This window comes from Promicromonospora sp. MEB111 (assembly GCF_030209445.1).
Classification (GTDB): Bacteria; Actinomycetota; Actinomycetes; order Actinomycetales; family Cellulomonadaceae; genus Promicromonospora.
The window spans coordinates 347267-372994 of record NZ_JARVSD010000016.1 but is presented as its reverse complement, the minus strand read 5'-3'; the positions used below and the strand labels follow the sequence as shown (position 1 = coordinate 372994).

Genomic DNA, 25728 nt, shown 5'->3' with positions numbered 1-25728 from the left:
GTGTCAACGCTCGGAATCACGGCGTGGATCAGCGTGCGGCGCGGCGGTGAGCCGTCAGAGCCCGTTGCGCTTCACGGGCGTCTTCGCGCTCCCGATCGGCCTGCCGCTGTCGAACTCTCGCCGGCCCTTCGCGACGGCGAGCTCCACCTTCGCCCGCCCGTCACTGAAGTAGACCGAGAGCGGGATCAGGGCGTACCCGCGCCGGCTGATCTGAGCATCGATCTTCAGGATCTGCTTCTTGTGCAGGAGCAGCTTCCGCGGTCGGCGTGGGGAGTGGTTGCTCCATGCGCCCTCGGTGTACTCGGGAATGTGCACCGCATCCAGCCAGGCCTCTGCTGCGCTGATGAATCCGTGCGCGTTCGACAGCGAGATCCGGCCCTGCCGCAGCGACTTCACCTCCGTGCCGGTCAGCACCAGCCCTGCCTCATAGGTGGACTCGATCAGGTAGTCGTGCCGTGCGCGCCGGTTGGTCGCCACGACCTTCCGCCCTCGTTCTCCCGGCACAACCAACTCCTATCTGTTGTCGCAGTTCCCACGCAACATTAGTAGCGTCGATGCCGCCAGTACATGCACATTGTTAAGTCTGAGTGCTCTTGCACTTGTCATAGTGTGTTCACGACGGGGGGTGGCGTCGTTATCGTCGCAGCATGGTCCTGAACACTCGCAGCCTTGCCCGCTCCGACCGGCGATCGAAGCCCCCCGGCTGGCTGCTCTTCGTCGTGGTGTCGGTGCTGTGGGGGATTCCCTACCTGTTCAACGACATCGCGCTGCGGGAGATCGGCCCGCTCTGGATCGCGGCGGGCCGCACGATCATCGCCGGCCTCGTCCTGGGGCCCGTGCTGCTTCGAGGCGGACGCTGGCGCCTCCTCATCACACGGTGGAGGGCATTGCTTCTCGTCGCGATCGTCGAGGTCGTGCTGCCGGTCAGCCTGATCACATTCGGCCAGGAAGACGTGCCATCCGGGACGGCCGGGGTCCTGATCGCCCTCGAGCCGATCTTCGTCGCCGTGATCACTCTGATCCTCGTGCGCGACCACGGCCTGGCTCTCACGGGCTGGTTGGGACTGGTGATCGGAATCACGGGCGTGGGCGTCCTCCTCGGCATTGAACTCACAGGCCCGTCTGCGCTGCTGATCGTCGGCGCCGCCCTCAGCTACGCCGTCGGCGCCGTCCTGATCTCCCGCCTCTTCGCCGATGCCGACTCGCTCACGACTACCGCGGCGATGATCCTCATCGCTGCACCGATCCTGGTGGCTCTCGCCCTCGTCGCGGAGCCCGTTACCGTGCCCACGCCGACGACGTGGGTCGCCCTGCTGGTGCTCGGATCGGCGTGCAGTGCGGCCGGGTTCACCACGTTCTTCGCGCTCATCAGACGTTCCGGTCCGACCATCGCGTCGTTGACCACCTACGCATCCCCGATCATCGCGGTGCTGGCCGGCTTCCTCGTCCTTGGCGAGAGCATCACCCTGCTGCAGGCTCTCAGCAGCGCCCTGATCCTTGTCGGCGCCGCCCTCGTCCTGCGCAAGAAGAGGCCGACTGCGGCGCCCGCTAGAGACGGGTCGCGACGAGCCCATCGATCAGAAGGGTGATGAGCCGGGAGGCGAGCTCGCGCTGGTGCTCATGCCCGCTGATCAATGTGATCCCTCCCAAACCCATGAGCGTGTCGCTGGCGTCTGCATCAGCCCGAATCACGCCGGCGCTGACCCCCGCGTTCAGGAGCTCGGCGACGGCGCGGCCGAGGGCGTCGCGGCTGTGCGCACGCAGCCCCTCCTGCGACGCGAGGATCGCCGGCAGCGCGTCGGCCATGCCCCGCTTGGTGAGCATGTAATCCACGAACTGCTCCATCCACGCCCGCAGCGCCGGCACCGGCTGAAGCTGTGCGAGAAGAGCGCCCGCGGAGGTCTGCAAGCGGTCGGTCTCCTGCCGGTACGTGGCCTCGATCAGATCGTCACGAGTGGGAAAACGGCGGTACAGGGTGCCGATGCCGACGCCGGCCTCGGCGGCGATCGCCTTGAGCGACGTGTCCGCCCCGTCGCGCGCAAAGCTGCGGGCGGCGACCTCCAGAATGCGCTCGTAGTTGGCCTGGGCATCGGCGCGAAGTGTGCGAGCCATCGGTTCCTCCCTTGCATCCGGACGCGGCTCCGCTTACGACAGATGCATAAGCGGACGCGGCTCCGCTTCAGCATATCGCGAGTGCCACACGGTTCGGCACACTCTCCGCCGCAGGAAGAACAGAACACCATGTCAGAGCGCATCACGACGCCATACGGCGCCACATCCACCGCCGCCGAGGTCATCGCCGGCGTCGACCTGACCGGCAAGCGTGCCCTCGTCACCGGTGCGGCCGGGGGCCTCGGGTACGAGACCGCCCGGGCCCTCTCCTCGGCAGGCGCCGAGGTCACCATCGCCGCGCGCAACCTCGATGCGGCCACCCGTGCCGCGCAGGAGATCCAGACCGGCACCGGAACTCCGGTGCACGCTGCACGACTCGATCTCGCCGACCTCGACTCGGTACGCGAGTTCGTCGCCGGTTGGAGCGGACCTCTGCACATCCTTGTGAACAACGCCGGCGTGATGGCCACCCCCGAGCAGCGCACGGTCGACGGCCACGAGCTTCAGTTCGCCACCAACCACCTCGGCCACTTCGCACTCGCCGTCGGACTGCACGGGGCGCTGGCCGCCGGCGGCGGCGCCCGTGTGGTCGTCCTCAGCTCGGTCGGGCACGTCAACGGCCCGGTCCGCTTCGACGACTACGACTTCACCACCGGCCCGTACGATCCGTGGCTCGCCTATGCGCAGTCCAAGACCGCGAACATCCTCTTCGCCATCGAGGCCGCCAAGCGGTGGGCCGAGGACGGGATCACCGTGAACGCGTTGAACCCTGGCCGGATCTGGGGCACCAACCTCGGCCGCCACATCGACACGCCCCCGCAGAGCTTTGATCCGAAGGGCTCGACCGGTGTGTCCGAGAAGACCGTCGAGCAAGGCGCCGCAACCTCTGTCCTGCTGGCTGCCTCGCCGGTCGTCGAAGGGGTCACCGGTAGGTACTTCGAGGACTGCCAAGAGGCGGAACCATTCACGCCAGGGGTCCGTCGTGGCGTCGCCGAGTACGCGCTCGACGCCCACAACGCCCGTCGCCTCTGGGACCTGTCCATCGAGCTGACCAGAGCGGGCGATTGACCGCCTGACCGGAGGGCGCGCGCGTTCATCGCCGGTGGTGAGTCCGGCTCGGGCCGGTCCGCCGCCCCTCGCCGGTCGTCAGGTCGTTCCCGGCGCCGTCGGACGCGGGCGCGCCGGCCATGGTCTCGCGTTTCAGCGTGGGGGAGGGCGAAGGCCGCAGCTCGCCAGTACCCTGGATCCGCGCCGGGTGCCCACCTCGTGCAGTGGCGAACACACTTCCATCCGGAGACTCGCCGCTCCCGCTGGCTCGGCCGGTGGCTAGGACAAGCCGACGGCGGACACGGCACCCTTCCCGGCACGGGCTCCTCATCGCGGCCGGTGGCCGCTGGGCTCGAGGATGACCTTGCCGACCGTCCGTCCGGACTCGAGCAGCTCGTGGGCGCGGTTGGCCTGTTCCATCGGGAAGACGGTGTCGACGACGGCGCGGATGGCACCGGCTTCGACGAGCGGGATGACATCGCGGGTCACACCGGCGACGATGGCGGCCTTCTGGTGCGCGGGGCGGCCTCGCAGGAGCGTCGCTGAGATGCTGGCGCGTCGCGCCATGAGCTCCCAGAGATCGAAGGCGACCGGTCCGGACCCGGAGATGACGACCAGGTGCCCGTCCGGCGCGAGGCACTCCACGTTGCGCCGCAGGTAGGTCGCGCCGACGATGTCGAGGATGGCGTCGACTCCTTCGCCTCCCGTCGCGTCGAGCGCCGCGGTGACGAAGTCGTCGGTGCGGTAGTTGACCGCCTCGACGGCCCCGAGCGCGATCGCAGCCCGGGTCTTTTCTGTGCTCCCTGCTGTGGTGATGACGCGAGCGCCGATCGCCGTCGCCCATTGGATCGCGAACGATCCGACACCGCCGCCGGCTCCGTGGATCAGGACCGTCTGACCGGCGGTGAGGCCGACGGTCATGGCGAGGTTGGAGTAGACGGTGCAGGCGGCCTCGGGCAGTGCTGCTGCTTCGATCAGGGTGAGGCCTCGGGGGACCGGCATCACCTGCGCGGCGGGTGCGATCACCTCTTCCGCGTAGGCGCCTCCCGCGACCAGTGCGCAGACCTGATCACCCGGCTGCCAGGTGGTCACGTCGCGCCCGACGGCCGTGATGGTCCCCGCGCACTCGAGGCCGAGTCCGGGAGGAGCACCAGGGGGTACCTGGAACTGGCCTCGGCGTTCGAGGAGGTCGGCGTTGTTCACGCCCGCTGCCGCGACCTCGATCCGTACCTCGGCCGGCCCGGGTTCTGGTTGTTCCACCTGCACCATGCGCAGAACGTCCGGGCCTCCGGGGCGATCGAACCGTATGGCTGAGGACATCTATGCGCTTCCTTCCACAGGCGTCGGTGACCGGAGGGGCTTGTGGCTCCCCTCCGGTCACCTGGCTACCTGGTGCTCGTCAGGGGTTCTCGCGGCGTGGCTCAGGCCTCGCTCGGGGCTTCGGCAGCGCGCGCCTTCGCGAAGTTCGCGATGCTCTGCGCATAGTGCGGGGTCTCGAGCAGGCAGTGCTCACCGGAAGCGTGCTGACGAGCAGCGGCAGCGTCCTCGAACGTCTGACCGTTCTCGATGATGAACTTCAGGAAGTCCTCGGTCGGGTGCGACGTGACGGTGTTCACGTACCGGAGCTGGTCGCCCTCGAGCTGCTCGATCCTGAGCTCCCAGATGACCTGCGTCGTGGTCCAGCCAGCCGCCGAGTACACGTCGGACAGCGACACCATCTTGCAGTAGTGCGGTCCCGCCACCTCGTAGCGGTACTGCTGGATGACCAGCCCGGTGCCGATCATCTCGACGTTGATCGACATCGGGGTGCCGTCGTCGTCCACCGTGTAGCCGGCGGCCTTGTGGTCGCCGGGCGCACAACGCTGGTACTCGTGGGTCGGCAGGGTCTTCAGCCACTGCTCGATGTCGACGTGGTCGAACGGGGCGGTCACATCAGCGGTGACCACGGCGTGGGACAGCACGAGGTCTTCGCGGACAACAACACTCATCGGACTCTTCCTTCCAGTTGTGCCGGATCTCCGGCGCGGATGCGTGACCGAGGCCACGTCATCGGGTGTGAGACCCGCATGAGGAAAGTAGTTTCGCGACGACGGCTCCCACATCCCCCGTCCTGAGAGCTCACCTCGCATGCCCGGCGCGGATGGTGCGAGCGATGTCACCGGTGGGGCACTCGCACGCGTGCCGTGCCGTATCTTTGACAGGGTGCTGGCTGACGGCGGACGGGCGCGCCGAATCGGCCACGACGCGTTATCTGGGAACTGGGCCGGCCGGTACCGTGTGCCCATCCGCGGCCGACGGCACGAGGCCGACGGGATCGAGCACGGGTTCGAGGCAGCCGTTTCGGGCAAGCGCGCTGTCACCGTGCTCTCCGGGGACCCAGGCATCGGCAAGACCCGCTTGCTCCAGCATGCCCTCGAGCTCGCGGACGGCCGCGGCTGGCCGACTGTGGTCGTCGCACCGGACATCGACTCCGCCATGACGCCGCTCGGCGCCCTCATCGAGGCCGTGTCCCGCACCGATCCGCCACTCGTGGCGACGAGCGACCTGGCATCCGTCATGCAGGGCGTCGCCCCCCAGTACTGGCTGACACGAATGATCGCCGAGAAACTGGAAGTGGCCGCCAGCCCGTCGGGAGTGCTCGTCGTCGTCGACGATCTGCAGTGGCTCGACGCGGGCTCGCTCGGAGCTCTCACGGCCCTCATCCGTGACCTCCAGGGCGTTCCGATCTGCTGGCTGCTGGCTACCCGTACCGGGGTCTACAGCACCGCCCATCAACGCTTCATGTCCCAGATCGCCGACGTGGGCTCGATCGTCGAGCTGCAACCCCTCGACCCGGCGGCCGTGGACGCGATGGCGCGCGATGCCCTCGGCCGGGTACCGGGGCCTGGGGTGGAGAACGCGATGAAGCGAGCGGCAGGATTCCCGCTGCTTGTCCTCGAGCTCCTGCAGGGGCTGCAGGAGGAAGGGCTGCTGCGGTCAGGGCGCGGCATGGTCGATGTTGACGACGAGACGATCCCTGCTCGCTTCGGAACCTCGATCCGCGACCGCCTGCGCCACCTGAGCCACGACGCTCTGCGGGTAGCCCAGGTGGGGTCTCTCTACGGGCGAGACTTCCCGCTCAGCGGCGTACTGGAGATCCTCGGCCGGACCGCGACCGAGGCGGCACCTGCTGTTCAAGAACTTCTTGACCTCGGCTTCATCGTCGACCGCGGCAGCTCGTTCGCGTTCCGCCACGACACCGTGCAGTCGGCAGCCAGGGACAGCCTTTCCCCCACACTGCGCCGCGCGATGGCACGGGAGGTGCTGCACAGTCGCCTCCGTGCGGGAGAGGGTGTCGCCACCCTCGCGACAACGATCGTGTCAGTGGTCGAGGCCGGCGACGACGATTCCATCGACCTGCTCTTCGCCGCGGCGAGACAGCTCTCCAGCATCGACATGCGCGGCGCGGCCGACCTCGTCATTCTCGGTGCGCGGCTGACCAGCGGGAACCGGAGCCACGCCGAGCAGGTCGCAAACCTGCTGCCACTCGTCCTTGCCGGCGGTCTCGTCGAGGACGCCATGGAGATCATCCGCACGCTGCGGCCGCTCCTGAGCGCGGACGCACGTGCTCGCGTCGGCCTGGCTCTGGCACGCCAGCTCACCGAGTCGAGCTTCGAACAGGCGATCGTTGAGACCTCGGCCGCCTTGGAGATCCCGGGCCTCTCCGATGAGACAAAGGTCCAGCTGCTCGCTGTCCGTGCCCTCAACTTCGCCAACAAGGCCGACTGCGGCGGGACCCGCACCAGTCTGGAACAGGGGCGAGCGGTCGCCGACGACGACCGGGACGGGCTCGCGCTGGCCACGATCGACGCGACCGAGTCAGTCCTGGTCTTCTACGAGAACCACTTCGACCGGGCCGAGAAGCTGCAGCGGCACGCTCTCGCACGGATAGCGCGAACAGGTACTCTCGCAGGTCTATGGCTGCCGGAGGGTCTGTGGCTCCCGTTCATGCGGAACAGCACCGGTCACTGCGAGGAGGCTCTTCGCCTGACCGAGGACGGCCTGGCCGAGACGCGGACGGCGAAGAACGTGATCGCCGAGGCGTACTGGATGATGCTTCGCACACGCATCCTCCACGATCTTGGCCGGCTCGAAGAGGCTCGCACACAAGCAGAGACAGTTGTGGACCTCGCAGCGAGACTCGGGCTCGGCGACTTCACCAACGCGACCGCCGGCGTCGTGCTCCACCGAATCTCCCTGCGGACCGGCGACGTCGAGCTCCGGGACACCATCCGTCCACTCATCCAGCAGCTCGCTGACGGGGCGGGGCTCACCAAGACCGGCCGATGGAGCCTGGCTCTGGAAGCCATGGACCGGGGGCGGCCACACGACGCCTACCAACACGCTGGCCTGGCGCTGGCGTCGCTACGCGAGGCAAGCCCGTCGATGACGACCCCGGCAGACTTCGCGGACGACATCATGCTGGCCCTCATCTGTCATCGGGTGGATGAGCGTCCCTCGCTGGATCTCGTGGCAGCCGTGGCCCAGGAACGAGCCGATCTCAACCCCGAGAGCTCTCTGGTTCGCGCCGTGGCTACCGCGACGCGTGGCATCCGGGACCGTTCGTCTGCCGACCTCAGGGCCGCAGCTGACTTGCTCGGCACCGTGCGCCGCCCACTCGTGACAGCTCAGGTGCTGGAGGCCGCCGGGATGTTCTCCCTCGACCGAGAGGCCGCCACGAACGCGCTCACAGAAGCCATGCGACTTTTCGACGACCACGGCGCGACCCGCGACGCAAGCAGGATCCTGCACTCCCTGCGCAGTCGAGGAGTCCACAGGCGGCTGAGATCCACGAGCAGGGACGCTTCGGGGTTGTCATCTCGTGAACACCAGGTCGCGCAGCGTATCTACGCCGGGCTCACGACCCAGCAGATAGCCGACGATCTGTTGTTGTCGCCACACACAGTCGTCACGTACATCCGCCATATCTACGCCAAATGGGGCGTGAAGACGCGAGGTCGCCGAGCACTTTCTCCGGCTCTCGGATCGTTCCGTCCCCGGCCGAGATCCGGGTAGTCAGTCCTTGGGCTGACGCCGCCGCGAGGATCGACTCGCCCCCGACGACGTGTGCGAAGCATTCGGTGCGTCCAGCCGTGCAGACAGGCGCGCGTGAGGCTCTCACGGTTCACCTTGTAGAACTTCGCCGCCAGAACCTTGAGTCCCCAGTGCGCGACAAGAAACCTGCGCAGTACGTGCGGGGTATCGAAGGTGCGGGAGGCGAGGCTCCGGCGGGGTGACTGTTGGCTCAGGCCAGCGCTTCGGGGGTCGGTCCCAGTCGCGGGTGTGACGTCGGGCCGGCGGTCCTCGTAGTCGCTCGACAGCAGCGAAGACGAGCTGATCATGTCGGCGGTAGCCACGTTGCAGACCATGGGCACGTTCCATACGGCACCGTGACATCCCGCCGTGGTTCGATTGCATCCTCTCGGCGGGGAGCGGTACGCCGCCCTGATTCCCCCGCAGCGCTCGGCCGAAGGGCGAACTAGCAGGTCAGGGCAACAATGCGCAGTTCAACGTCTGAAGTCGAGTACGTCATCGGCGACCGCAAGGACCGGCCAGACGTTGCCGTCGGCGTCCCGGAGCTCGTAGGCCGGGAGCAGCAGCACCGCGCCGTCCGGCATGGACTGCTGCGCCACACCGAGACGGCCCGACGTGATCGTCACGTCAGTCACCGGCCAGGCGATCTGGGCGCCCGGGGTCGGGGTGGGGGGCACCGTCGGGTTCGGGGCGGGCATCATGTCGCTGCTGGCCGTGTCACCCTCCTGTGCGGTGCGGGCGTCCGCCGCCTGCGCGATCATGCCGCCCGAGGCGCCGAACCGCGGGTCACCCAGGCGCTCCACGGCCTCGGTCTCGCTCACCACCGGGTACTGGCCGAGCGAGATCGTCTCGGCGAGGAAGCCGTACAGGTTCGTGATGCCGGACGCCGACACCGACGCGCTCCATGACAGCCCCGTGCGCTGCCCCTCGACCACCTGCCACGCCGTGACGTAGCGCCACGGGTCGCCTTCATTCGACTCGCCCGCCTCCAGCTCGAAGCCCGCAGGGTCGACGCCGAGGCGGTCCATCACGTCCCGCAGCGCGGCGACGGCGTCGCCCATGGCCGGGGCCGCGTCGGGCGTCACGGTCGGGCAGTCCGGGGCCGGGAGGATCTCCGGGCTGTCGGTGCCTGCCTCGCCGGTCGTACCCGGCTCGGCCGTGCCCGGGGAGACCGGGCAGGACCACGGGTCGCGCGCCGGGTCGTAGAAGTCGAAACTCCCCGAGCCGTCCGCGTAGACGTGGACCGTCGGGCCGTTGCCGTCGGCCGGGCCGACCACCCAGGAACCACCCTCCTGGCGCGGCTCCCCGGAGGCACCGAGCGTGTCGCCCACACGGCGCGCCGTCTCGGCCGACAGGACTCCGGCGGGGTCGAGGCCGAACGCCTCGGCCTCCGAGCCCGACGTCGACAGGCCGTCACCCGCGTGGAACACGGTGCGGCCCCAGAAGCCGTACGGGTACGACGACTTCTGGTCGGCACTCTCGGCCGCCATACCCGTGTCCGTTGCTGCCATCGGTCCGGGCGCTGGCTCGGCGCCGCGCGAGTCCGCCGCACCGACCGGGGCGTTCAGCATGATCGGCGCCTCGGCCGTGCTCTCGCTCACGCCGTCGGGGCCACCGGCCCCCACGGCGCCCGCCAGGTACCCGCCGCCCCCGACGGCGACGAGGGCCACCGCGGCAGCCGCACCGAGCCATCCGGTCCGACGCCGGGCGCGCCACGCGGCGGCAGGCAGCTCGAACGCCTCGTCCTGGCCTGGTACGTCCTTGCCCTGTACGCCGGGGTCGCCGTTCTCGTTGGTGTTCATCGTGGTCCTCCGTGCTGAACGTGTGGGCCGGGGCGGTCCCACACCCGTCATGTGTGCCGTGCGGGCCTGCTCTTGCGGGTTCCCGCGGTTGCGGGCGGCCCGTCCTCCGGCCGCGCGAGACGCCCAGCACCTGCGCGAGCTCGCGGTGGAGGAATGCGGCCCTGGCGGTTGCGCGCTGGGTGTGGTCCTGGCCTGAGCCGCATCCCGGGGAGGAAGTGGCTCAGTTGGTGTTGGCGGCGGCGTATGTGCGGATCTCGCAGGACCGTTCGGGTCTGCAGGCACGGGTGTGCTGCGGCGGCAAGAGGACTGCCTGGACCTGGCGGCGCAGCTCAGCCTTCATGACCCCGTAATACTGGTCGATAACGACATCTCGGCCTGCGACGGTGGCAAGCGTCCCGGGTACGAGCTGCTGGTGGAGCAGATCCGTGCCGGGGCGAGGACCGTGGTCGAGCGGCATCCGGTCCGGATCGAGGCGGTCCGTGGTGGGGGCCTGGACCTGAACACGGTCGAAGGGCGGTTGATGGCGCGGCAGTTGGTCGCTGTGGCGGCGTACGAGTCGGGCCACAAGTCCGACAGGATCAAGCGCGCAGCCCGCCGCGAGGCCGAGCAGGGCGCCTGGCACGGGCCGGTCCGGTACGGGTACTGCGGGCCAGGTGGTGTCCTGATCCCCGAGGAGGCGGCCGTGGTCCGGCAGCACTCGCCTGTGCAGGCCGGATACTGCTGTCCCTTCTGACATGTTGTAAACCCTGCAGTTCCGGCACATTGATCCGGGAGCGCGCAGTCGAGGGTTGTTGAACGCGCGGTATCGAAGCTCCGGGAGGCGAGGCTCCGGCGGGGTGGGAGTCGGCTCAGACCAGCGCTTCGGGGTGTCTGGTCCCAGTCGCGAGGTGTGAAGTCGGGCCGGCGGTTCTCGTAGTCGCGGGACAGGACCGGTGCACGGGAAGGCCGAGCTCGTACTCGAGCATCGTCCCGGTGGTTGGGGGGCATGGCGGTGCTGCTCACCAGCTTGGCGATTCGATGACGTCCTGTTCCGTCTCCTGCCACCGCTCCCGTCGCCGTGCTCGTCGTGCCGATAGGTTGTGGGGATGGTCAGCGAAGTACGCCCGTCCCGACCCGCCGGGCCCCGGGGTGTGTACGCGAAGACTCCTCAGCGGCGGCGCGAGATCGTCGAGGCCGCCGCGGCGGTGTTCGCCGAGCGCGGCTACTCAGGCGGGTCACTTCGTCAGATCGCCAAGGACATCGGTGTGAGCGTCACCAGCGTGATGCACCACTTCCCGTCCAAGGAGCTGCTGCTGGAAGCGGTCCTGGACCATGCGGACGCCGAGGGGATCCGGGAGATCGACCTCGACCCGGCGCGCGACGGGGTACGGACGACGATCGTGCGGCTCGCGGAGAACGGACAGGGGCACCCCCACCTGCTGCGGCTGCTCGCGGTGCTGAGCTCCGAGGCGTCCGCGGCCGAGCACCCGGCCCACGAGTGGTTCGTCGCGCGGTACCAGCGCGTTGTGGATGGCATGACCGACTGGATCGCGGTGGACGAGAGTCTCGACTTGGCCCCGGGCACCGCCCGGGTGCTGGCGCGGCGGATCGTCGCCCTGTGGGACGGCCTGCAGCTGCAGTGGTTGTTGCGGCCGGACTTCGACCTGGTCGCCGAGCTGGACGGCGGGGTTGCGGCGCTGGCCGATCAGGCGCGCCGGTCCGAGCCGCCGCACTGAGCGTGCGGCGACCCGGTCGTGTCGTGGCCCGGTCGCCGCTGTCGCCCGGTTGCGCTGCGGGCCGGTCAGTCGAGCCAGTACACCTCGCAGGTCGACACTCCACTGTGCTGTAGGGACATCGGGATCGGGAAGACCTCGGACTGTTGCTGCGCGAGCGCCGGGTGGAACCACGCGGTCCCGCCCGCCGTCTCGTCCCCGTTGAGACGGCGCAGCACCGGCCGCTCGCCGTCGTCGTGTGAAGGTGAGCGCGGGTGCTCGAGCACCGACAGCAGCCCGATCTGACGCACGCCGGCCGGGTCGTGGAACGTGAGAGTGAATCCGCGACCGGCGGCCAGGAACCGTGTCGCGCTCAGGCGGATCACGACGCCGAACGCGCCCTGGGCGGGAGCTGCGACCTCGCCGAAGGGGACGAGTCGTGTCGCCCGCAGCCGGACGCCACCGAAGCGGAGGTCGACGTGCGCGTCGGAGTCGGTTGACGGCGGGATGTGGAACCCACGGCGCTCGTGCCCTGGGTGGAGGTCGGGGTCGACGGCGGCGAGCAGCTCGAACCCGTCGCGCAGGTGGGTGGCCTCCGGTTCCGTGATCGAGTCGATGCCGAACGGCGAGACGCCGATCGCCCCGTGCTGCCCGACCGCGACGAACGCGTCGCCCACACCCTGGGCGTCCCGGCGCATCTCGGGGATGAACAGCCCGTCGGACGCGGCACCGTAGGTCGCGCAGATCTCCGAGAAGTCCCCGAAGTAGATGTCCGGCACGATCAGGTCCAGGTGCGGAGCCAGCGCCCGCCAGAGCGGCAGCATGCCCGCGACCGGTCCGCCGCTGGGGTAGGTGCCGGGGCGCTGCCCACCGGCGAGCGCGGAACCGGGCAGGTCGATCTCGCTGTCGAGCCAGGTGTTCGTGAAGAACGGCAGGGTGGTGTGGGCGCGGCCGGCCCGCGCGACCGCGTCGATGTAGGTGGCGAAGCCCCATGCCATGAAGTGCTCGTCCGCGTCGAGCCCGTCGCCGAACGCCGAGGTCCAGCCGGGCTGTGGCGCGGTGATCCCGGCCGCCTCCAGTACGTCCGCCGGAGGCGCGGCGGCGAACAGCTCCTCGGCGTGCGGGTCGTGGTCACGCGAGTGGCCCAGCAGCCCGGGCTCGTTCTCCACCTGGACCATCAGCACCGTCCTGTCCTGCGCGTCGATCTCCTCGACGCGCTGGACCATCGCGGCGAAGGCGTGGGCGTCCGCCTCCCGCGTGGCCGCGCTGAACGGTGAGAGGGTGCCAGTCCGCGCCCCCTCCTCGTCGAGGCATCGCGGGAATCGATCGGGGTCGGTCTTGACCCACGCGGGCGCATACGACGATGCGCCGTTCTTGTATGCCCCGAACCACAGCAGGATCAGCCGCAACCCGGCCTCGCGGGCCGCGGCCACGAGCATGTCCACGACCGCCGGATCGAATTGCCCCTCGACCGGTTCGAAGGCGTCCCACGGCACGGGCGCGAGAACCGTGTTCACGCCGACCGCTGCTGCCGCCGCGAAGGACGACCTGGCCGCCTCAGGTGTCGAGGCGGCGGAGTTGTGCACCTCTCCTCCACGGACCAGATAGAGCCGCCCGTCCACGACGAGCTGGGCGACGCCGGCGTCGTACCTCAGGGACGGGCTGGTGGCTGTGCGGCTCGTGGCCTCGGCTGCGACGGGCACTGCGGGCATCTTTGCGCCTTCCTCTCGCGAATGTTCTCGAAAATGTAGCAGGTGTACGGGTTTGTGTTCTACGCTGCGACGGCAAGCCCCGGTCAATGCAAAGGAGCACCCTGTGACCACCCAACCCGACACCGTGCTGTCCGCGACGACGCCTTCCGCCGGACCGACACTGCCCCGCAAGCTCGGGCGCCTCGGCCCCCTGCTTTTCCTGGCCCACGCCGGCTGGATGCTTCCGTTCGCAGCGGCCGGCACCCTCGTCCAGGCCCTGATGACCGACCTGGACCCCGTGCGCAAGGTCGCGCTCTACGCGACGCTCGCCGCGGCCGGATCGCTGACGAGCATGATCGCCACGATCGTGTTCGGCACGCTCTCCGACCGCAGCCGGTCTCGGTTCGGCAGACGCAACCCCTGGATCGCCACGGGGGCTTTCCTGCTCGCGATCGCCTCGACGCTCATGTCGCTGACCAGCAGCTTCCCGGTCCTCGTCATCCTGTGGATGGTCGTGCAGATCGGCCTGGCGGTCGTCCTGGCGCCGCTCTTCGCGGTACTGCCCGACCGGGTGGCACAGCACAACCTCGGCAAGGCCTCGGCCCTGATCGGTGCTGGTCAGCTCGTCGCTCAGAGTCTCGGAGGCGTCGTCGCGGGCGCACTCGTGACCGCCCCGCGCGAGGGCCTGCGCTGGCTGCCCTGGCTGGTCGTCGTGGTCATGATCGTGTTCGTCGTGCTGTCTCCCGAGCGCGACAACCGCGACGAGCCGCGCGCCCCGCTGTCCGTGCGGGCCCTGCTGCGCTCGTTCGTCCCGCCGAGGGACCGTGACTTCCTGCTGGCCCTGGCGGGTCGCTTCCTCCTGCTGCTGTCGTTCATGATGATCCTGCTGTACCAGCTCTATCTGCTCACCGACTACATCGGCCTGAGCGTGGAACGTGCCGGCACCGTGATCGCCACCGGTGGCGTGATCATGGCCATCGCGTCCGGCGCGGCGACCCTGCTGTCCGGCCCGTTGTCCGACCGCCTCGGCCGGCGCAAGGCCATCGTCATGACCGCCTCGGTCATCTTCGCCCTTGCCGCGCTCCCGCTCGTCATGTCGGCGCAGGTCAGCTCGTTCTACGCGTTCCTGGCCATCGGCGGCTTCGCCTACGGCATCTACATCGCGGTGGACCAGGCTCTGCTCGCGGAGGTGCTGCCCAGCGCGGAGGAGCACGCCAAGGACCTCGGCATCCTCAATATCGCGAACACGCTGCCCCAGGTGCTCGCACCCGTCATCGCGGGCGTCCTCGTCTCCAGCCTCGGCTACCAGCCCGTCTTCATCATCGCGATCATCCTCGCGCTCGTCTCCGCCGTCGTCCTCAAGCCGATCCAGCGCGCACGCTGAACACCCGGCGACGTAGAACCTGCGTGCGTGCGGCGACCTCACCCACAAATGGCAGCCGACCCAGGCCGCCAGTCCCGAACGAGACTGGCGCGCCCTGGTTCGACGTGACAGCTGTCCCGGAGACCCGGCGGGACACGACCGCCCTGTTCGCTCCGTCAGCGCGCCCGACCGGTCGCCGTCGCGAGCCCGTTGCCGTCGGTGTCCGGGCTCGCGCCTCAGCGCGGTGGTGACGGGGTGTGCGTGCTCAGTGGTGGGTGCCTGACCAGGACGACGACCACGACCGCGAGGATTGCGGCGGTCAGGCTGACCGGGATGGGGATCACCGGGTCGCACAGGACCAGGACCGCGGCCACCGGGACGACGGTGTCGACGAGCCGGTCCGCGTGGTCACGCTGGGTCGAGCGCGTACGCGACGGCCTGCTCCAGGCTCGTCGGCGGGCGGCCGAGCACATGGCGCAGATCATCGGTCTGCCGTTCCAGAGCGCCGCCTCGCGCCAACGCCATCAGGAAACCCATCGGGCCTGAGGTGTCATCCGCGTCGTGATGCGCCACCGGTCTGCCTGTGGCGGCCGTGAGTGCGTCGGCGAGCTGTGGGTAGGTCCACAACGGCCCGGCCAGGTCGTAGGCGCGGCCGACGTGGGTGTCGTCGGTCAGAGCTATGGCCGCGGCGGCGGCCAGATCCGCCCGGGAGGCGGTGTTCAGTCCCCGCCCTCCCGACGCACTCACGAGCGTTCCGGATGCCACGGCCGTGCGCAGCCCGGCGTTGATGAAGGCGTCGGAGTAGAACGGGTGACGCAGGATCGTGTAGTCGAGCCCGCTCTCCACGACCGTTTGCTCGGTGCTGTGGTGGGCGGCGTTCATGCCGTCGCCACCGCGGTCCGCCCCGAGGAAGCTGGTGTACGCGATCGTGCGGACCCCCGCGCCGGTGGCTGCGTCGATCGCGGCCAGGTGCTGCGCCGTCCGCCGGTCGGTGTCCAGCGCGGGGGAGGAGATCAGCAGGAGCCGGTCCGCGCCGCGGAAGGCGGTGCGCAGGCTTTCGGGTTGGTCGTAGTCACCACGACGTACCTCGATGCCACGTGCGGCGAGGTCCGCGACCGTGCCCGGGTCGCGGACGGCGGCCACCAGCTGCCCGGCGGGGACACGGGTGAGCAGTTCGGACAGGACCAGCCGTCCGAAGGCGCCGGACGCTGCGGAGACGACGATCATTTCGATCACCCCATGATCAGGACGACGCGGCTCGTCAATGGTCGGTGACGCCAGACAACACCGTGACGAGCACACCAGGCCACGGAATTTCGAAGTACCGGGACCTGCCCTGGGTCCTCCCACTCCCGGCGCCAGGCTCCGCGCCAGTCGTAGAGCGGTGCGGCGGTCTGGTACTCGCGCGGGTTGGGGATCCGGTCGTCCTTGCTGCCGGTAACAGTGGCACCGCCGAAGGTGCTCCGTGTGCCGTCCCACTGCTGGAGGGATGTTCACCGTGCCCGCGGCGGTAGCGGTGCGGTCCTTCCGGATGGGAGCACCTGGAGGTTAGATCTCTGACGCACCCCGATCCAGAGATGAGGGAGGGCCCGTCGTGCGCCAGGTTTGCGATGAGCCGGACATGGCGGGTGGTGTCATGTTTGAGCCCTCGCGGCGAGTGCTTCACGATGTCAGGTGATCGATGGCTTCGAAGGCCTCGTGTCGGTCCAGTCGAAGATGAGTCGCCGTGTCGCGATTCTCCACCCGTCGCTCGTTCGCACGAAGCGGTCGAGATAGCGGATCGACATGGTCACCAGGAACGTTTCGCCCTGATCATTGAGGATGTGGAACGCGATGCAGTACGTCTCGCCGTCAGCTTCGTCGTCGCCGACGAAGCTGACGGTTGATTGGCCGTTGAGGTACGTCGTCGCCTCATACTGCCTGATGAGGCTGGCGAACGTCTCCGCCAGACGATCGCGCCCTTCAATCTCGTCCAGCGGGTCGTTGTGGGCTGGGTCGCCGTTAAAGAGGATGACACGGCCGTCGTCCACGAACACGGACGCTTCCAAGCGGGCGTCACGGCGGTCGGCCCCACGAGCATACGTGTCGACGAGCTCGCGGATGGCGATGCGGTCCTGAAGCCGCTGGACGGTGTCGATCACAGACTTCCCTTCTCGTGGGGCGCGCCGCGCACGACGCGGTTCGTTCACGGCCGCTGCTGCATCGGTGGCGGAGTGCCGTTACGGCTGCTCGCCCTCGCCGAAGAACGTCGCAACGGTCTGGATGACGCCGTCCCGCACCGTGATCACGTCGACCCCGTGGATGACCGGGGCGCCCTCTGGCCCGAAGGCCCATGGCAACGCCCCGATCCCGTCGCCTACGTACTTGCGGCCGTCGGCCGCGAAAACGAACGCTTCCGGAGCCTGCTGCAGGATTTCCGCCGCCTTGGCCTCCAGCGCATCCCAGCCATGGACGACTTCCTCCGGGTCGGTGAAGCTGACCTCCGTGGCGTAAGTGCGCTCGATCGCAGCTCGCCGGCTGGCCGCATCGCGATTGCCGAACACCTGGAAGAGGTTCGCCTCGAGAAGTTCAGACACAGTTGCCATGGTGGTGACCTGCTTTCGACTGGAACGGATTCACGGGAAGAGTCGCACCCACGCCGCACGGGGGCAATGCAGCGGCTCGAAGATCAGTCAACTGACGTATGCCCACAGTTCTGTGTCAGTCCTGCCGCGGCGCGCTGACTGGTCCTGCAGGCGACGAACGCCGGTAGACGGGCCTCGTGCGATCAGGCGTGTCGGACTCTGTGCGTGACATGGCACGGCACCTTCTCGGCGATCATCCTTCGGGTTCGAGCAGATGGTTGTGCGTCATGAGCGCGGTCCGCAGCTCCTTGTAGCCGACCCGGTCGAACAGGACCGTCACGGTCGTCCCGTCGTACCGCTCGACCACGCCGGGGCCGAAGGTACGGTGCTTGACGCGGCTGCCGACTGGGAACGGCTGATCGGCGACCGGCACGGCCGTCCGGCCGGACAGGTCGTTGTCGCAGTTGCCGCACGGACCCTCGTACCGTTCACCGAAGTAGCTGAGCAGGAACTCGCGCCGGCAGCCGCCGTGCTCGGCATACGCCGCGACCATCTCCACCCGGGAGCGGGCGACTTCTCGCCGGTCGTGCTCGACCGCCGACGCCGCCGCGACCGCCTTGTCGACATCGGTACGCGCGGTGAGCTGGAAGCGGTGCGTGGCGGTGACTGCCCGTGCGTCGGTCAGCCGGCCCAGCGCGCGTTCGACGGTGGCCGGGCTGAGCAGGCTGACCGCGGCGAGCTCGGCGACGTCCGCGGGGTGGTGCTCGTCGATCGCGCTGGCGACCGCGTGGAGGTCCTCGTCGCGGACCCCGCCCGAGGCGAAGAACCGGTTGATCCCGAGATTGGCGTGACGGTAGAACAGCTCGATGTGGGCCGGTTCGCCGTCGCGTCCTGCGCGGCCGATCTCCTGGTAGTAGGCGTCGACGGAGCCCGGCGCTTCGGCGTGACTGACCCAGCGGATGCCGGGCTTGTCGATCCCCATGCCGAAGGCAACGGTCGCCACGACGACGCGGTGCCGGTCGGCGAGGAAGCCGTCCTGGACCTCGCGGCGCTCCTTTGCTGAAAGGCCCGCGTGGTAGGCCTGTGCAGATACCTCGGCGAGCCGGAGCTCTGCGGCCAGTTCCTCCGCGTGACGGTGGGTCGCCACGTAGACGACACCCGGTCCGCGCGATGACCGGACGTGGCTCAGCAGGCGCCGGTTCTTGGTCTCCTCGTCGGCGAAGGTGTGCACCGCGAGATTGAGGTTGGGCCGGTCGAACCCACCGACCACGACGGCGGGTGATCGCATCTGCAGGCGGTGGACGATTTCGTCGCGGACCGGCGGCGCAGCTGTAGCGGTCAGCGCGAGGAGCGGCGGCCGGCCCATCGCCTGGATCGCGGCTGGCAGCCGCAGGTAGTCGGGCCGGAAGTCTTGTCCCCATTCGCTGACCAGGTGAGCCTCGTCGACCGCCACGAGGTGCGGCCGGGAGTCGGCGAGCAGTTCGAGTACGTCCGCATGGGTGAGCTGCTCCGGTGACATCAGGACAAATCCTGGACGGCGTTCCACCAGCATCTCGCGCGCCTGGTGCTGTCCGGCGCGGTCGCCAGAGTTCAGCTCCGTGGCCTCAAGGCCACCCGTGGACAGCACCCGCACCTGATCCCGCTGTAGGGCGACCAGGGGACTGACCACAACGGTCAGGCCGCCCAAGGCCAGCCCGGCAAGCTGGTAGATCGCGGTCTTGCCCGTCCCTGTGGCCAGCACCGCCAGCGTGTCCTGCCCGTCGAGCACCGCCCCGACCGCTTCAGCCTGCCCGGGCCGCAACGCGTCGTACCCCAATCGCTCGCGCGCGAGCGCCGCGATGTCCTGCATCGTGTCAGCTCCCGTTCGCCGCGACCAGCAGAGGGACGAGCCGTTCCGCGTCACTCAGCGAACCGTGATGACCGACGAACCGGCTCAGCCGCGCCTCGGCCTTCGACCGGACCACGACCGACGATCCCTGCGCCGCCACCACGACGTCGCCGATGCGGGGCAACACCCGGTCGGCGACGCGCGGCCCGAACCAGCCCTGGTCGATCGCCTGCTGCCGCCGCAGCACCTGGGCCCGGTCGCCGAGCACTCCACGCCAGTTGTCGACGACCTCGTCCACCGCTCCGGCCTCGACGTACAGGTAGCGCACGCGGCCCTCGCCGCCGAGCATCCTCACGCCGTCCCGGAGGTCGGGCTCGGTGTCGAAGTCGATCCGATCCTGCTCGCCCGCGGTGACCATCCCGTGATCGGCGGTGATGACCAGCATCGCGTCGGGCGGAAGCCCGTTCGCGATCGTCGCCGCGACGTGGTCGATCACGCTCAGCTGGTAACACCACGCGTCGCTGCCCGGGCCGTAGCCGTGACCGAGGCCGTCGAGATCCGCGTGGTAGGCGTAGCAAAGGATCCGGTCGTGCTCCCGCAGCGCGTGCAGCACCTGGCTGATCAGGTCACCCAGTGCGTGCACCCCTCGCACCTGGCCACCTCGCAGTACGGCGCGGGTCAGGCCGCTCGCCTCGATCTCCCGTGGCGTTACCAGCTGCACCGGCACCCCGGCCTCGACGGCCCGCTCGAACACGGTCCGCTCCGGCTGCACCTTCTCAGGCACGAGTCGGTCCCGAAGGTCCAGCCCTTCTCCCTGCCTGTGCCATCCCAACGCGTTGAGCAGTTCGCCGTCGACAGCGAACGTGTACCCGACCACGCCGTGCTCTCCCGACAGCCGCCCGGTCCCGAGCGACGCGAGACTCGTCGCAGTCGTCGAGGGAAACCCCGAGGCGATCGGCGCCTGCATCAAGGACGCCAGGAACGGCGCGTCCCGAGTATGTGCCCGCAGCAGTTCCCACCCCAGCCCGTCCACCACCAGCAGGCACACCTTCCGTGCTCCCGGCAGCCCGAGCCCGTTGGCGCCCCCAGGAACCCCCATCCCCGCCAGCACAGCCGGTCCCACCTCAGCCAGTGTGTGCACGCGACGTCCCTTCTCCTCACCACCAGTCTGAAGCAAACTGATCCCAAGGCGCCTGACCAGTGCGTCGTCCCAGCATCAGCCATCCAGTACTCGTCGATGGTGTGCGGGTGATTCTCGCCGTCCTGCCGCCAGACCTTGCGGGCGGCGGCCCCACGCCGGTCCGCTGTCCAGAGAATGCTCGTGGTTCTTGGATCGCTCCCCAGCGATGCGGCCCGGCTCCTGATGAATCGAGCCTGAAGGACTACAAGCCCCGGGCTGCGGGTCGGCCTATGCTCAGCACGAGCAGGAGGCGCAGGCACAAACGATGGCCCGGACACGGGGTAGGGGCCCGGCACTGGGCAATGGGGTTTCCCGGACACGAGCACGAGCCGGCGCCTGGTCCGGTTGACGGAATCAGAGAAGTTCCTGTTACCAAACCCCACACCGGACGCGTCCGTGAACTCCCAGGTCGTCAGGTCCCGGTTCTTTCGGGGCAAGTGCGTGCACGAACGAGAGGAATGACGCCATGGACCTCGGGTTGAACGACAAGGTTGCCATCGTCACGGGTGCCAGCCGGGGAATCGGGCTGGCCATCGTGGACGGTCTCGCGCGGGAGGGCGCGAAGATCGTTGCGGTCGCCCGGACCCTGACCCCCGAGCTGGAAGCGCTGGCTGCGACGGGCGTGACGCCCTTCCTGGTCGATGTCACGGCAGAGGACGGTCCGACGGCGATGGTGGAGGCGGCCGTAGAACGGTTCGGTCAGCTCGACATCCTGGTCAACAACGTCGGCGGGGTGCGGCCTCGAACCAGTGGTTTCCTGGAGGTCAGCGACGCCGACTGGAACTGGGCGCTGAGCCTCAACCTGATGTCCGCAGTCCGTGCTACCCGTGCGGCCCTGCCTGAGCTCATGAAGCGTCCGGCATCGAGCATCGTGACGATCAGCTCGGTCAACGCGGTCCTGCCAGACCCTTCGGTGATCGACTACAGCGCGGCCAAGGCGGCACTGTCGAACTTCTCCAAGTCGATCTCCAAGGAGTTCGGACCCCGCGGTGTGCGCGCGAACACCATCAGCCCAGGGCCGGTGGAAACCGGTCTGTGGCTGGGGCACGACGGCGTGGCCGAGACCGTCGCGCAGGCGACCGGCAAGGACCCCGCCGCAGTCGCGGCCGACGCTGTTGCCGGGATCCCGACCGGAAGGTTCACGACCCCACGCGAGGTGGCGGACTTAGCGGTGCTGCTGGCCAGTCCCCGGACCGCCAACGTCACGGGCAGCAACTACGCGGTCGACGGCGGCCTGCCCGAGACGCTCTGACCCATCCAGGAACCAGACGTGAGTTCGTGACCTAACTGGAAGGTGCGGAGGTCGCGCCCGGCGCGTGAGCCGGGGTACGGGTGCCAGACCGCTGGGGGAGAGCCGAGGTTCGGGAGCGCGCCTCACAAGCGAGGGGCTTGTTCCGCCAGCTGCCAGAGGTATAAGCACGCGAGCGTCCGGTATGGCCGCCACGCCTCGGCGATGCGTGTGAGCTCGGCGGGGGTAGGCGCTTTCGGCAGGCCGTAGACCTTGGCGACGACCCGGCGTAGTTCCAGGTCACCCACGGGCAGCACGTCCGGGCGGCGGAGATGGAAGACCAGGAACATGTCGGCGGTCCAGATGCCGATGCCCTTGACCACGTCGAGCTTCGCGATGACCTCGTCGTCGGGCAGCTCCTGCAGCCGGTCGAGGTCGAGAGCACCGGAGAGCATGCACTCGGCGAGCGAGCGCAGCGACGTCATCTTCCCGTGGGACAGGCCAGCTCCCGTGCGCAGTTCCTCGGGATCCTCTGTGAGCAGCTCCTGCGGCGTCGGCAGGCGATCACCGTGCCGCTCCTTCAGCTTGCGGAAGATCGACCGCGACGCGTAGCCCGAGATGTTCTGGCTCACGATCGCGCGGACAAGTACGCCATAGCCGTCCTTGGGGATGTCCGGATCGCGCAAGGACTCCGGATCAGGCGGCAGCCCGGGCGGCGCGCCGGCGCCACCGCGGGCGATCTCGTCCATGACCTGTCCGAGAATCGGGTCGACCTGCCGCAGGTGTTCCTCCGGAGTCATACCCGAGACGGTACGCGGGGTCGGGACGAGTCAGCGAGATGATCGGCGGTGCCTGAGGTGCTCCTCTGGGGTCCGGCGGCATCTGATGTCTGGAGATCGCCGGCGTCAGACGGTGAGGAAGAGATCGCGGTCGATCACGATGTCCAAACTTCCTCCTGAGGTTGCACAGCAGGAGACTCCGGTGGGCGCCACAGCAGAACGAGTCCGGGGGAAATCGCGCAACCGAAGGTCGTTACTGCCCGCCATCAGCCGGCGCTGGGCAGACGTGACGTCCTGCAACGCGGTGCTCCCTCGTCAACGAGGGTGCTCGATACCCACACTGACCGTGTCAGATACGTCATCGGACGGATGCCTGCCCGTCGCAGATCCGGAATCCTCCTGGACCATGGCCAAAGAACGACTGGATTCCGACATGCACGCCGTGCTGACAGCGAGCGACGTCCGAAAGACCTTCCCCGCGGCGTCCCAGGGTGGGGAAGTCGAGATTCTCCACAGCGTGTCGGTCAGTGTCCGTGCGGGCGAGATGGTGAGCATCGTCGGGCCCAGCGGATCAGGCAAGTCAACGCTGCTCTACTGTCTCGCAGGACTCGAACGGCCCTCTTCCGGCCTGGTCACGATCGACGGCGTCGACATTGGCGCTCTGTCTCCGCGCCGGCTGGCCGTTCTGCGACGCAGACGCGTCGGCTTCATCTTCCAGTCGTACAACCTCATCCCATCGCTGACTGCCGCGCAGAACGTGGCACTGCCGGCGCGGCTCGCGGGCCGTCACCCGGCCAGGCAGGAGATCACCGCGGCGCTGCGGTCAGTCGAGCTCGAGGCACTCGCCGACTCCCGGCCGGGCTCAATGTCCGGCGGGCAGCAGCAGCGCGTGGCGATCGCCCGGACGTTGCTGGTCAAGCCAGCTATCGTCTTCGCCGACGAACCAACCGGGGCGTTGGACGCCGCCTCGGGGCGCCGAGTCCTGGACCTGTTGCGTTCGGTCAGCGATGCGGGCAGTGCCGTGCTGATGGTGACCCACGACCTGGAGTCGGCCGCCCGATCGGACCGAGGCATCGTGCTCCGCGACGGCACGGTCCACCAAGAGCTGGCCGAACCGACTCCGGAGCAACTCCTCGACGCCGTCGCGGCGGCGGCATGACCGTCGCACTCCTTTGGTCGGACCTTGTCGAGGACCGCCGCGTATGGACCGGCACTTTCGGCGTCCTTGTCGCGGCAGGACTGGCAGCGGGCATCCCCGCGACCCTGATTGAGACGGCATGGCGCTTGCAGGCCACCGAAAGGCTCGCGCTGCTGGCAATCACCGGCACCGTCATCGTCCTGACACTCGTCAGCGTGCTGGCAGTTCTGGCGTCGGCGGTACGCACCGTGATCGAGCTGCGCCGGCAGAGGCTTGCGCTCTGGGCGCTCGTGGGGATGGTGCCTGCCCAGACGGCCCGTCTGCTCCTCGTCGAGGTTGCCATCGTGGCGGTGCTGGCCACCGCGGTCGGGACGGCCGCAGCCGTAGCAGTGTGTCCTGCTGTCGTGCGGTTTCTGCTGCACGGTTCGAGCGGCCTCGACACCACTCGGCCCACCTTGTCCTGGGTATCGGCTGCGCTCGCTGCGGCGTGCGCGGTACTTGTCGCCGTCGTCGCAGCGGTCCCGCTGGTCCGGCGGGCGTCGCAGACCGCGCCGCTCGCGCTGCTGCGACGCTCGCGCCGACACGATGTCCGCACCTGGAGCCGCGTCGCGGTCGGGGTATCTCTGACCGCGGTTGCCGTTTCTATGATGCTCGCTATTCCGCGGTCCCTCGCAACCGGTGCCGCGCAGGCCGTGCTGATCGGTCCGGTGCTGGTCGCCGCCACGAGCGTGACCTCTGCTCTGTTCGCGCCGGGCTTCGTCCGGTCGTGGACCCGGCTGGTACCGGACCGGCTCTCGCTCTCGTGGGCGCTCGCTCGTGCGGCAGTCGTCGACGACCCCTACCGCAGCAGCGCCGCGATCACCGCCTTCCTCGTCGCGATCGGACTGCCTTGGACCTTCCTGGCCGGGCAGCAGACGGTCGCAGCCGCGACCGGCGGCGGGTCCGGGGACCCTCGACCGCTCGCGATCCTGCTCGGCGGCCCCACCGTGCTGGCGGTCACGGGCGCCGCTGCCGGGCTCCTGATGGCGAGCCGCGTGCGTGAACGGGACCGTGCGCTGCTCACCGTCGCGGGAGCGGGACGGGCCTTTTCCACCCGCGTCGCGCTGTTCGAGACACTGATCCTGGTCGTCTCCGCCGCGCTGCTCGCCACGGTGATCGCGACCGTCGTCAGCGGCGGCACGAGCCTGCTGCTCGCGGGCGCAGGTGTGCGTGTGGCGCCCGAGTTGGCCTGGGGCGTCGCGGGGCTCCTCGTCGGGGTTTGCCTCGTGCTGGCTTTGGCCACGACAGTGGCGACCATCACGCGGCGGTCGGACCGGACCCTGGCGGTGATCCTGGCAGGCTGACCAGACGGCCAGGCCCGCCAGGCGCCGTACTGGTTCGCTGCGCGGCGTAGCGCTGAACCACCGTTTCAGCCCACCAGGTGTTGCTCAGCAACTACCCGCAAGCAGTTCCGCACGTTGCAGGAGCGGCGGCGGAGCTGTTCGCCTGGTCCAGGCCAGTGAACTTCGTTGAGCACGGAGGTCATCTTGCCGTGGCCCGAAGGCTGGCAAGCTGTTCGCGGCGATCACCGAGGATATGCGCTTCCCAGGCAGTGATCGCTGGCCGGGGGTCTCGGGTGCGTTGAGCTTCGAGGAGGAGCTCGGTGAGCTCGACGTGCCGTTGCAACTGGGTGGAGACGATGAGCTCGGGAGGGTCGGTGCTGTTGAGCCACGTGCGCACCTGGTCGAAGATGTCATCGATCCGACTGATGAGGCGCGGAAGGCCAGTGAGCGCGACCACCTCCCGGTGAAACGCAAGGTCGGCCTGCGCGATCTGCGTCCACCGTCCCGACTCCGACGCATGATCGATGGCCTCGAGTCTGTCCTGCAGCGGCGAGAGATCACTGTGGTTCGCCACGAGAAAGTAGATGGCCGCGGACTCGTCGGCGAACCGCAGGAGCTGCAGCTCGGACAGCGACTCACGGTCGATGCTCACGACTCGACAGGGCTTGTTCGGCAGCTTGATGACCAGTCCGCTCAGCGCCAGCCGATCGAGTGCTTGACGAACCGGCGCACGACTTACACCGAGCTCCGTGGCGAGAACCGAGTCCTTCACCGGCGCCCCGCCCGCCAGCTGCCCGGACAGGATGCGCTCGCGGATGATCGTGTGCACCTGATCGGCGATCGGTCTGCTGTCGATGACCCCATCGTTGGCGCTGCCTGCCATGACTTGGGCTTCTCCTGTTCTGGTGTG

General features: G+C 68.9%; 21 protein-coding genes and 1 pseudogene. 9 read left to right on the top strand and 13 right to left on the bottom strand.

The features are described 5' to 3' along the window. Positions 1–28: 28 nt before the first annotated feature. Positions 29–504 (bottom strand): annotated as a pseudogene (smpB, locus tag QRN56_RS20865) (SsrA-binding protein SmpB). Positions 505–647: 143 nt separating this feature from the next. On the opposite strand from smpB, the gene QRN56_RS20860 reads away from it, so the two are divergent. After that, entirely contained in the window at positions 648–1589 is a 942-nt protein-coding gene (locus tag QRN56_RS20860) for a DMT family transporter (RefSeq protein WP_285106441.1), read from the top strand. On the opposite strand, the gene QRN56_RS20855 is transcribed toward QRN56_RS20860, so the two are convergent. Next, positions 1549–2112 carry a TetR/AcrR family transcriptional regulator gene (locus QRN56_RS20855; protein WP_285106439.1) on the bottom strand — a complete coding sequence of 188 codons (564 nt, stop codon included), beginning with the start codon at positions 2110–2112 and terminating at the stop codon, positions 1549–1551. The genes QRN56_RS20860 and QRN56_RS20855 overlap by 41 nt on opposite strands. 81 nt (positions 2113–2193) lie before the next feature. Here QRN56_RS20855 and QRN56_RS20850 point away from each other — a divergent pair, with 81 nt between their 5' ends. Then, positions 2194–3180 carry an SDR family NAD(P)-dependent oxidoreductase gene (locus tag QRN56_RS20850; protein WP_285106437.1) on the top strand — a complete coding sequence of 329 codons (987 nt, stop codon included), beginning with the start codon at positions 2194–2196 and terminating at the stop codon, positions 3178–3180. 306 nt (positions 3181–3486) lie between these two features. Here QRN56_RS20850 and QRN56_RS20845 read toward each other — a convergent pair whose 3' ends face one another. Together QRN56_RS20845 and QRN56_RS20840 are read right to left on the bottom strand one after the other, a co-directional pair. Next, the gene (locus QRN56_RS20845) at positions 3487–4479 is read right to left on the bottom strand and encodes an NAD(P)H-quinone oxidoreductase (protein WP_285106436.1); all 993 of its coding nucleotides are present in this window, start codon (positions 4477–4479) and stop codon (positions 3487–3489) included. Between the two features lie 101 nt (positions 4480–4580). After that, the gene (locus tag QRN56_RS20840; RefSeq protein ID WP_285106434.1) at positions 4581–5147 is read right to left on the bottom strand and encodes a hypothetical protein; all 567 of its coding nucleotides are present in this window, start codon (positions 5145–5147) and stop codon (positions 4581–4583) included. A 214-nt stretch (positions 5148–5361) separates the two neighbouring features. Between QRN56_RS20840 and QRN56_RS20835 the strand changes: the two genes are divergently transcribed. Then, a complete protein-coding gene (locus QRN56_RS20835; protein WP_285106433.1) occupies positions 5362–8214 on the top strand; it encodes an ATP-binding protein in 2853 nt (950 codons plus the stop codon). 491 nt (positions 8215–8705) lie between these two features. Here QRN56_RS20835 and QRN56_RS20830 read toward each other — a convergent pair whose 3' ends face one another. Continuing rightward, positions 8706–10034 (bottom strand): hypothetical protein, encoded by a 1329-nt coding sequence (locus tag QRN56_RS20830; RefSeq protein WP_285106432.1) that lies wholly within the window; start codon positions 10032–10034, stop codon positions 8706–8708. Between the two features lie 286 nt (positions 10035–10320). Here QRN56_RS20830 and QRN56_RS20825 point away from each other — a divergent pair, with 286 nt between their 5' ends. Continuing rightward, positions 10321–10767 carry a serine integrase family protein gene (locus tag QRN56_RS20825; protein WP_285106430.1) on the top strand — a complete coding sequence of 149 codons (447 nt, stop codon included), beginning with the start codon at positions 10321–10323 and terminating at the stop codon, positions 10765–10767. A gap of 352 nt (positions 10768–11119) precedes the next feature. Beyond that, a complete protein-coding gene (locus tag QRN56_RS20820) occupies positions 11120–11749 on the top strand; it encodes a TetR/AcrR family transcriptional regulator (protein ID WP_285106429.1) in 630 nt (209 codons plus the stop codon). A gap of 65 nt (positions 11750–11814) precedes the next feature. On the opposite strand, the gene QRN56_RS20815 is transcribed toward QRN56_RS20820, so the two are convergent. Continuing rightward, the gene (locus QRN56_RS20815) at positions 11815–13437 is read right to left on the bottom strand and encodes a DUF5597 domain-containing protein (RefSeq protein WP_285106427.1); all 1623 of its coding nucleotides are present in this window, start codon (positions 13435–13437) and stop codon (positions 11815–11817) included. 103 nt (positions 13438–13540) lie between these two features. On the opposite strand from QRN56_RS20815, the gene QRN56_RS20810 reads away from it, so the two are divergent. Continuing rightward, the gene (locus tag QRN56_RS20810; RefSeq protein WP_285106426.1) at positions 13541–14800 is read left to right on the top strand and encodes an MFS transporter; all 1260 of its coding nucleotides are present in this window, start codon (positions 13541–13543) and stop codon (positions 14798–14800) included. 387 nt (positions 14801–15187) lie between these two features. On the opposite strand, the gene QRN56_RS20805 is transcribed toward QRN56_RS20810, so the two are convergent. From QRN56_RS20805 to QRN56_RS20785, 5 genes are all read right to left on the bottom strand, one after another. After that, on the bottom strand, positions 15188–16006 hold the full coding sequence (locus QRN56_RS20805; protein ID WP_285106487.1) for an NAD(P)H-binding protein: 819 nt from the start codon (positions 16004–16006) through the stop codon (positions 15188–15190). A gap of 443 nt (positions 16007–16449) precedes the next feature. Then, positions 16450–16920, bottom strand: a complete 471-nt coding sequence (locus tag QRN56_RS20800; RefSeq protein ID WP_285106425.1) for a nuclear transport factor 2 family protein — start codon at positions 16918–16920, stop codon at positions 16450–16452. A 78-nt stretch (positions 16921–16998) separates the two neighbouring features. Next, on the bottom strand, positions 16999–17364 hold the full coding sequence (locus QRN56_RS20795; protein WP_285106424.1) for a nuclear transport factor 2 family protein: 366 nt from the start codon (positions 17362–17364) through the stop codon (positions 16999–17001). A 232-nt stretch (positions 17365–17596) separates the two neighbouring features. Further along, complete coding sequence (locus tag QRN56_RS20790) at positions 17597–19192, bottom strand: RecQ family ATP-dependent DNA helicase (protein WP_285106423.1); 1596 nt, start codon at positions 19190–19192, stop codon at positions 17597–17599. A gap of 4 nt (positions 19193–19196) precedes the next feature. After that, complete coding sequence (locus tag QRN56_RS20785) at positions 19197–20270, bottom strand: alkaline phosphatase family protein (protein WP_285106485.1); 1074 nt, start codon at positions 20268–20270, stop codon at positions 19197–19199. Positions 20271–20817: 547 nt separating this feature from the next. Between QRN56_RS20785 and QRN56_RS20780 the strand changes: the two genes are divergently transcribed. Continuing rightward, positions 20818–21603 (top strand): SDR family NAD(P)-dependent oxidoreductase, encoded by a 786-nt coding sequence (locus tag QRN56_RS20780; RefSeq protein WP_285106421.1) that lies wholly within the window; start codon positions 20818–20820, stop codon positions 21601–21603. A 122-nt stretch (positions 21604–21725) separates the two neighbouring features. Here the strand turns inward: QRN56_RS20780 and QRN56_RS20775 are convergent, their stop codons facing one another. Beyond that, positions 21726–22379, bottom strand: a complete 654-nt coding sequence (locus tag QRN56_RS20775) for a DNA-3-methyladenine glycosylase family protein (protein WP_285106420.1) — start codon at positions 22377–22379, stop codon at positions 21726–21728. 385 nt (positions 22380–22764) lie between these two features. Between QRN56_RS20775 and QRN56_RS20770 the strand changes: the two genes are divergently transcribed. Both QRN56_RS20770 and QRN56_RS20765 read left to right on the top strand, forming a co-directional pair. After that, on the top strand, positions 22765–23517 hold the full coding sequence (locus tag QRN56_RS20770; RefSeq protein WP_285106419.1) for an ABC transporter ATP-binding protein: 753 nt from the start codon (positions 22765–22767) through the stop codon (positions 23515–23517). After that, positions 23514–24839, top strand: coding sequence for an FtsX-like permease family protein (locus QRN56_RS20765; protein ID WP_285106417.1), 1326 nt, complete (start codon positions 23514–23516; stop codon positions 24837–24839). The genes QRN56_RS20770 and QRN56_RS20765 overlap by 4 nt, the downstream gene beginning before the upstream one ends. Positions 24840–25017: 178 nt before the next feature. Here the strand turns inward: QRN56_RS20765 and QRN56_RS20760 are convergent, their stop codons facing one another. After that, positions 25018–25701, bottom strand: a complete 684-nt coding sequence (locus QRN56_RS20760) for a GntR family transcriptional regulator (protein WP_285106416.1) — start codon at positions 25699–25701, stop codon at positions 25018–25020. Positions 25702–25728: the final 27 nt, after the last annotated feature.

Bases quoted from the DNA above. Each gene is read 5' to 3' on its own strand.
- QRN56_RS20815 (WP_285106427.1), bottom strand. From the start codon at position 13,437: ATGCCCGCAGTGCCCGTCGCAGCCGAGGCCACGAGCCGCACAGCCACC.
- QRN56_RS20760 (WP_285106416.1), bottom strand. From the start codon at position 25,701: ATGGCAGGCAGCGCCAACGATGGGGTCATCGACAGCAGACCGATCGCC.
- QRN56_RS20860 (WP_285106441.1), top strand. From the start codon at position 648: ATGGTCCTGAACACTCGCAGCCTTGCCCGCTCCGACCGGCGATCGAAG.
- QRN56_RS20780 (WP_285106421.1), top strand. From the start codon at position 20,818: ATGGACCTCGGGTTGAACGACAAGGTTGCCATCGTCACGGGTGCCAGC.
- QRN56_RS20795 (WP_285106424.1), bottom strand. From the start codon at position 17,364: ATGGCAACTGTGTCTGAACTTCTCGAGGCGAACCTCTTCCAGGTGTTC.
- QRN56_RS20840 (WP_285106434.1), bottom strand. From the start codon at position 5,147: ATGAGTGTTGTTGTCCGCGAAGACCTCGTGCTGTCCCACGCCGTGGTC.
- QRN56_RS20770 (WP_285106419.1), top strand. From the start codon at position 22,765: ATGGCCAAAGAACGACTGGATTCCGACATGCACGCCGTGCTGACAGCG.
- QRN56_RS20765 (WP_285106417.1), top strand. From the start codon at position 23,514: ATGACCGTCGCACTCCTTTGGTCGGACCTTGTCGAGGACCGCCGCGTA.
- QRN56_RS20820 (WP_285106429.1), top strand. From the start codon at position 11,120: ATGGTCAGCGAAGTACGCCCGTCCCGACCCGCCGGGCCCCGGGGTGTG.
- QRN56_RS20855 (WP_285106439.1), bottom strand. From the start codon at position 2,112: ATGGCTCGCACACTTCGCGCCGATGCCCAGGCCAACTACGAGCGCATT.
- QRN56_RS20775 (WP_285106420.1), bottom strand. From the start codon at position 22,379: ATGACTCCGGAGGAACACCTGCGGCAGGTCGACCCGATTCTCGGACAG.
- QRN56_RS20845 (WP_285106436.1), bottom strand. From the start codon at position 4,479: ATGTCCTCAGCCATACGGTTCGATCGCCCCGGAGGCCCGGACGTTCTG.
- QRN56_RS20830 (WP_285106432.1), bottom strand. From the start codon at position 10,034: ATGAACACCAACGAGAACGGCGACCCCGGCGTACAGGGCAAGGACGTA.
- QRN56_RS20805 (WP_285106487.1), bottom strand. From the start codon at position 16,006: ATGATCGTCGTCTCCGCAGCGTCCGGCGCCTTCGGACGGCTGGTCCTG.
- QRN56_RS20790 (WP_285106423.1), bottom strand. From the start codon at position 19,192: ATGCAGGACATCGCGGCGCTCGCGCGCGAGCGATTGGGGTACGACGCG.
- QRN56_RS20785 (WP_285106485.1), bottom strand. From the start codon at position 20,270: ATGGGGGTTCCTGGGGGCGCCAACGGGCTCGGGCTGCCGGGAGCACGG.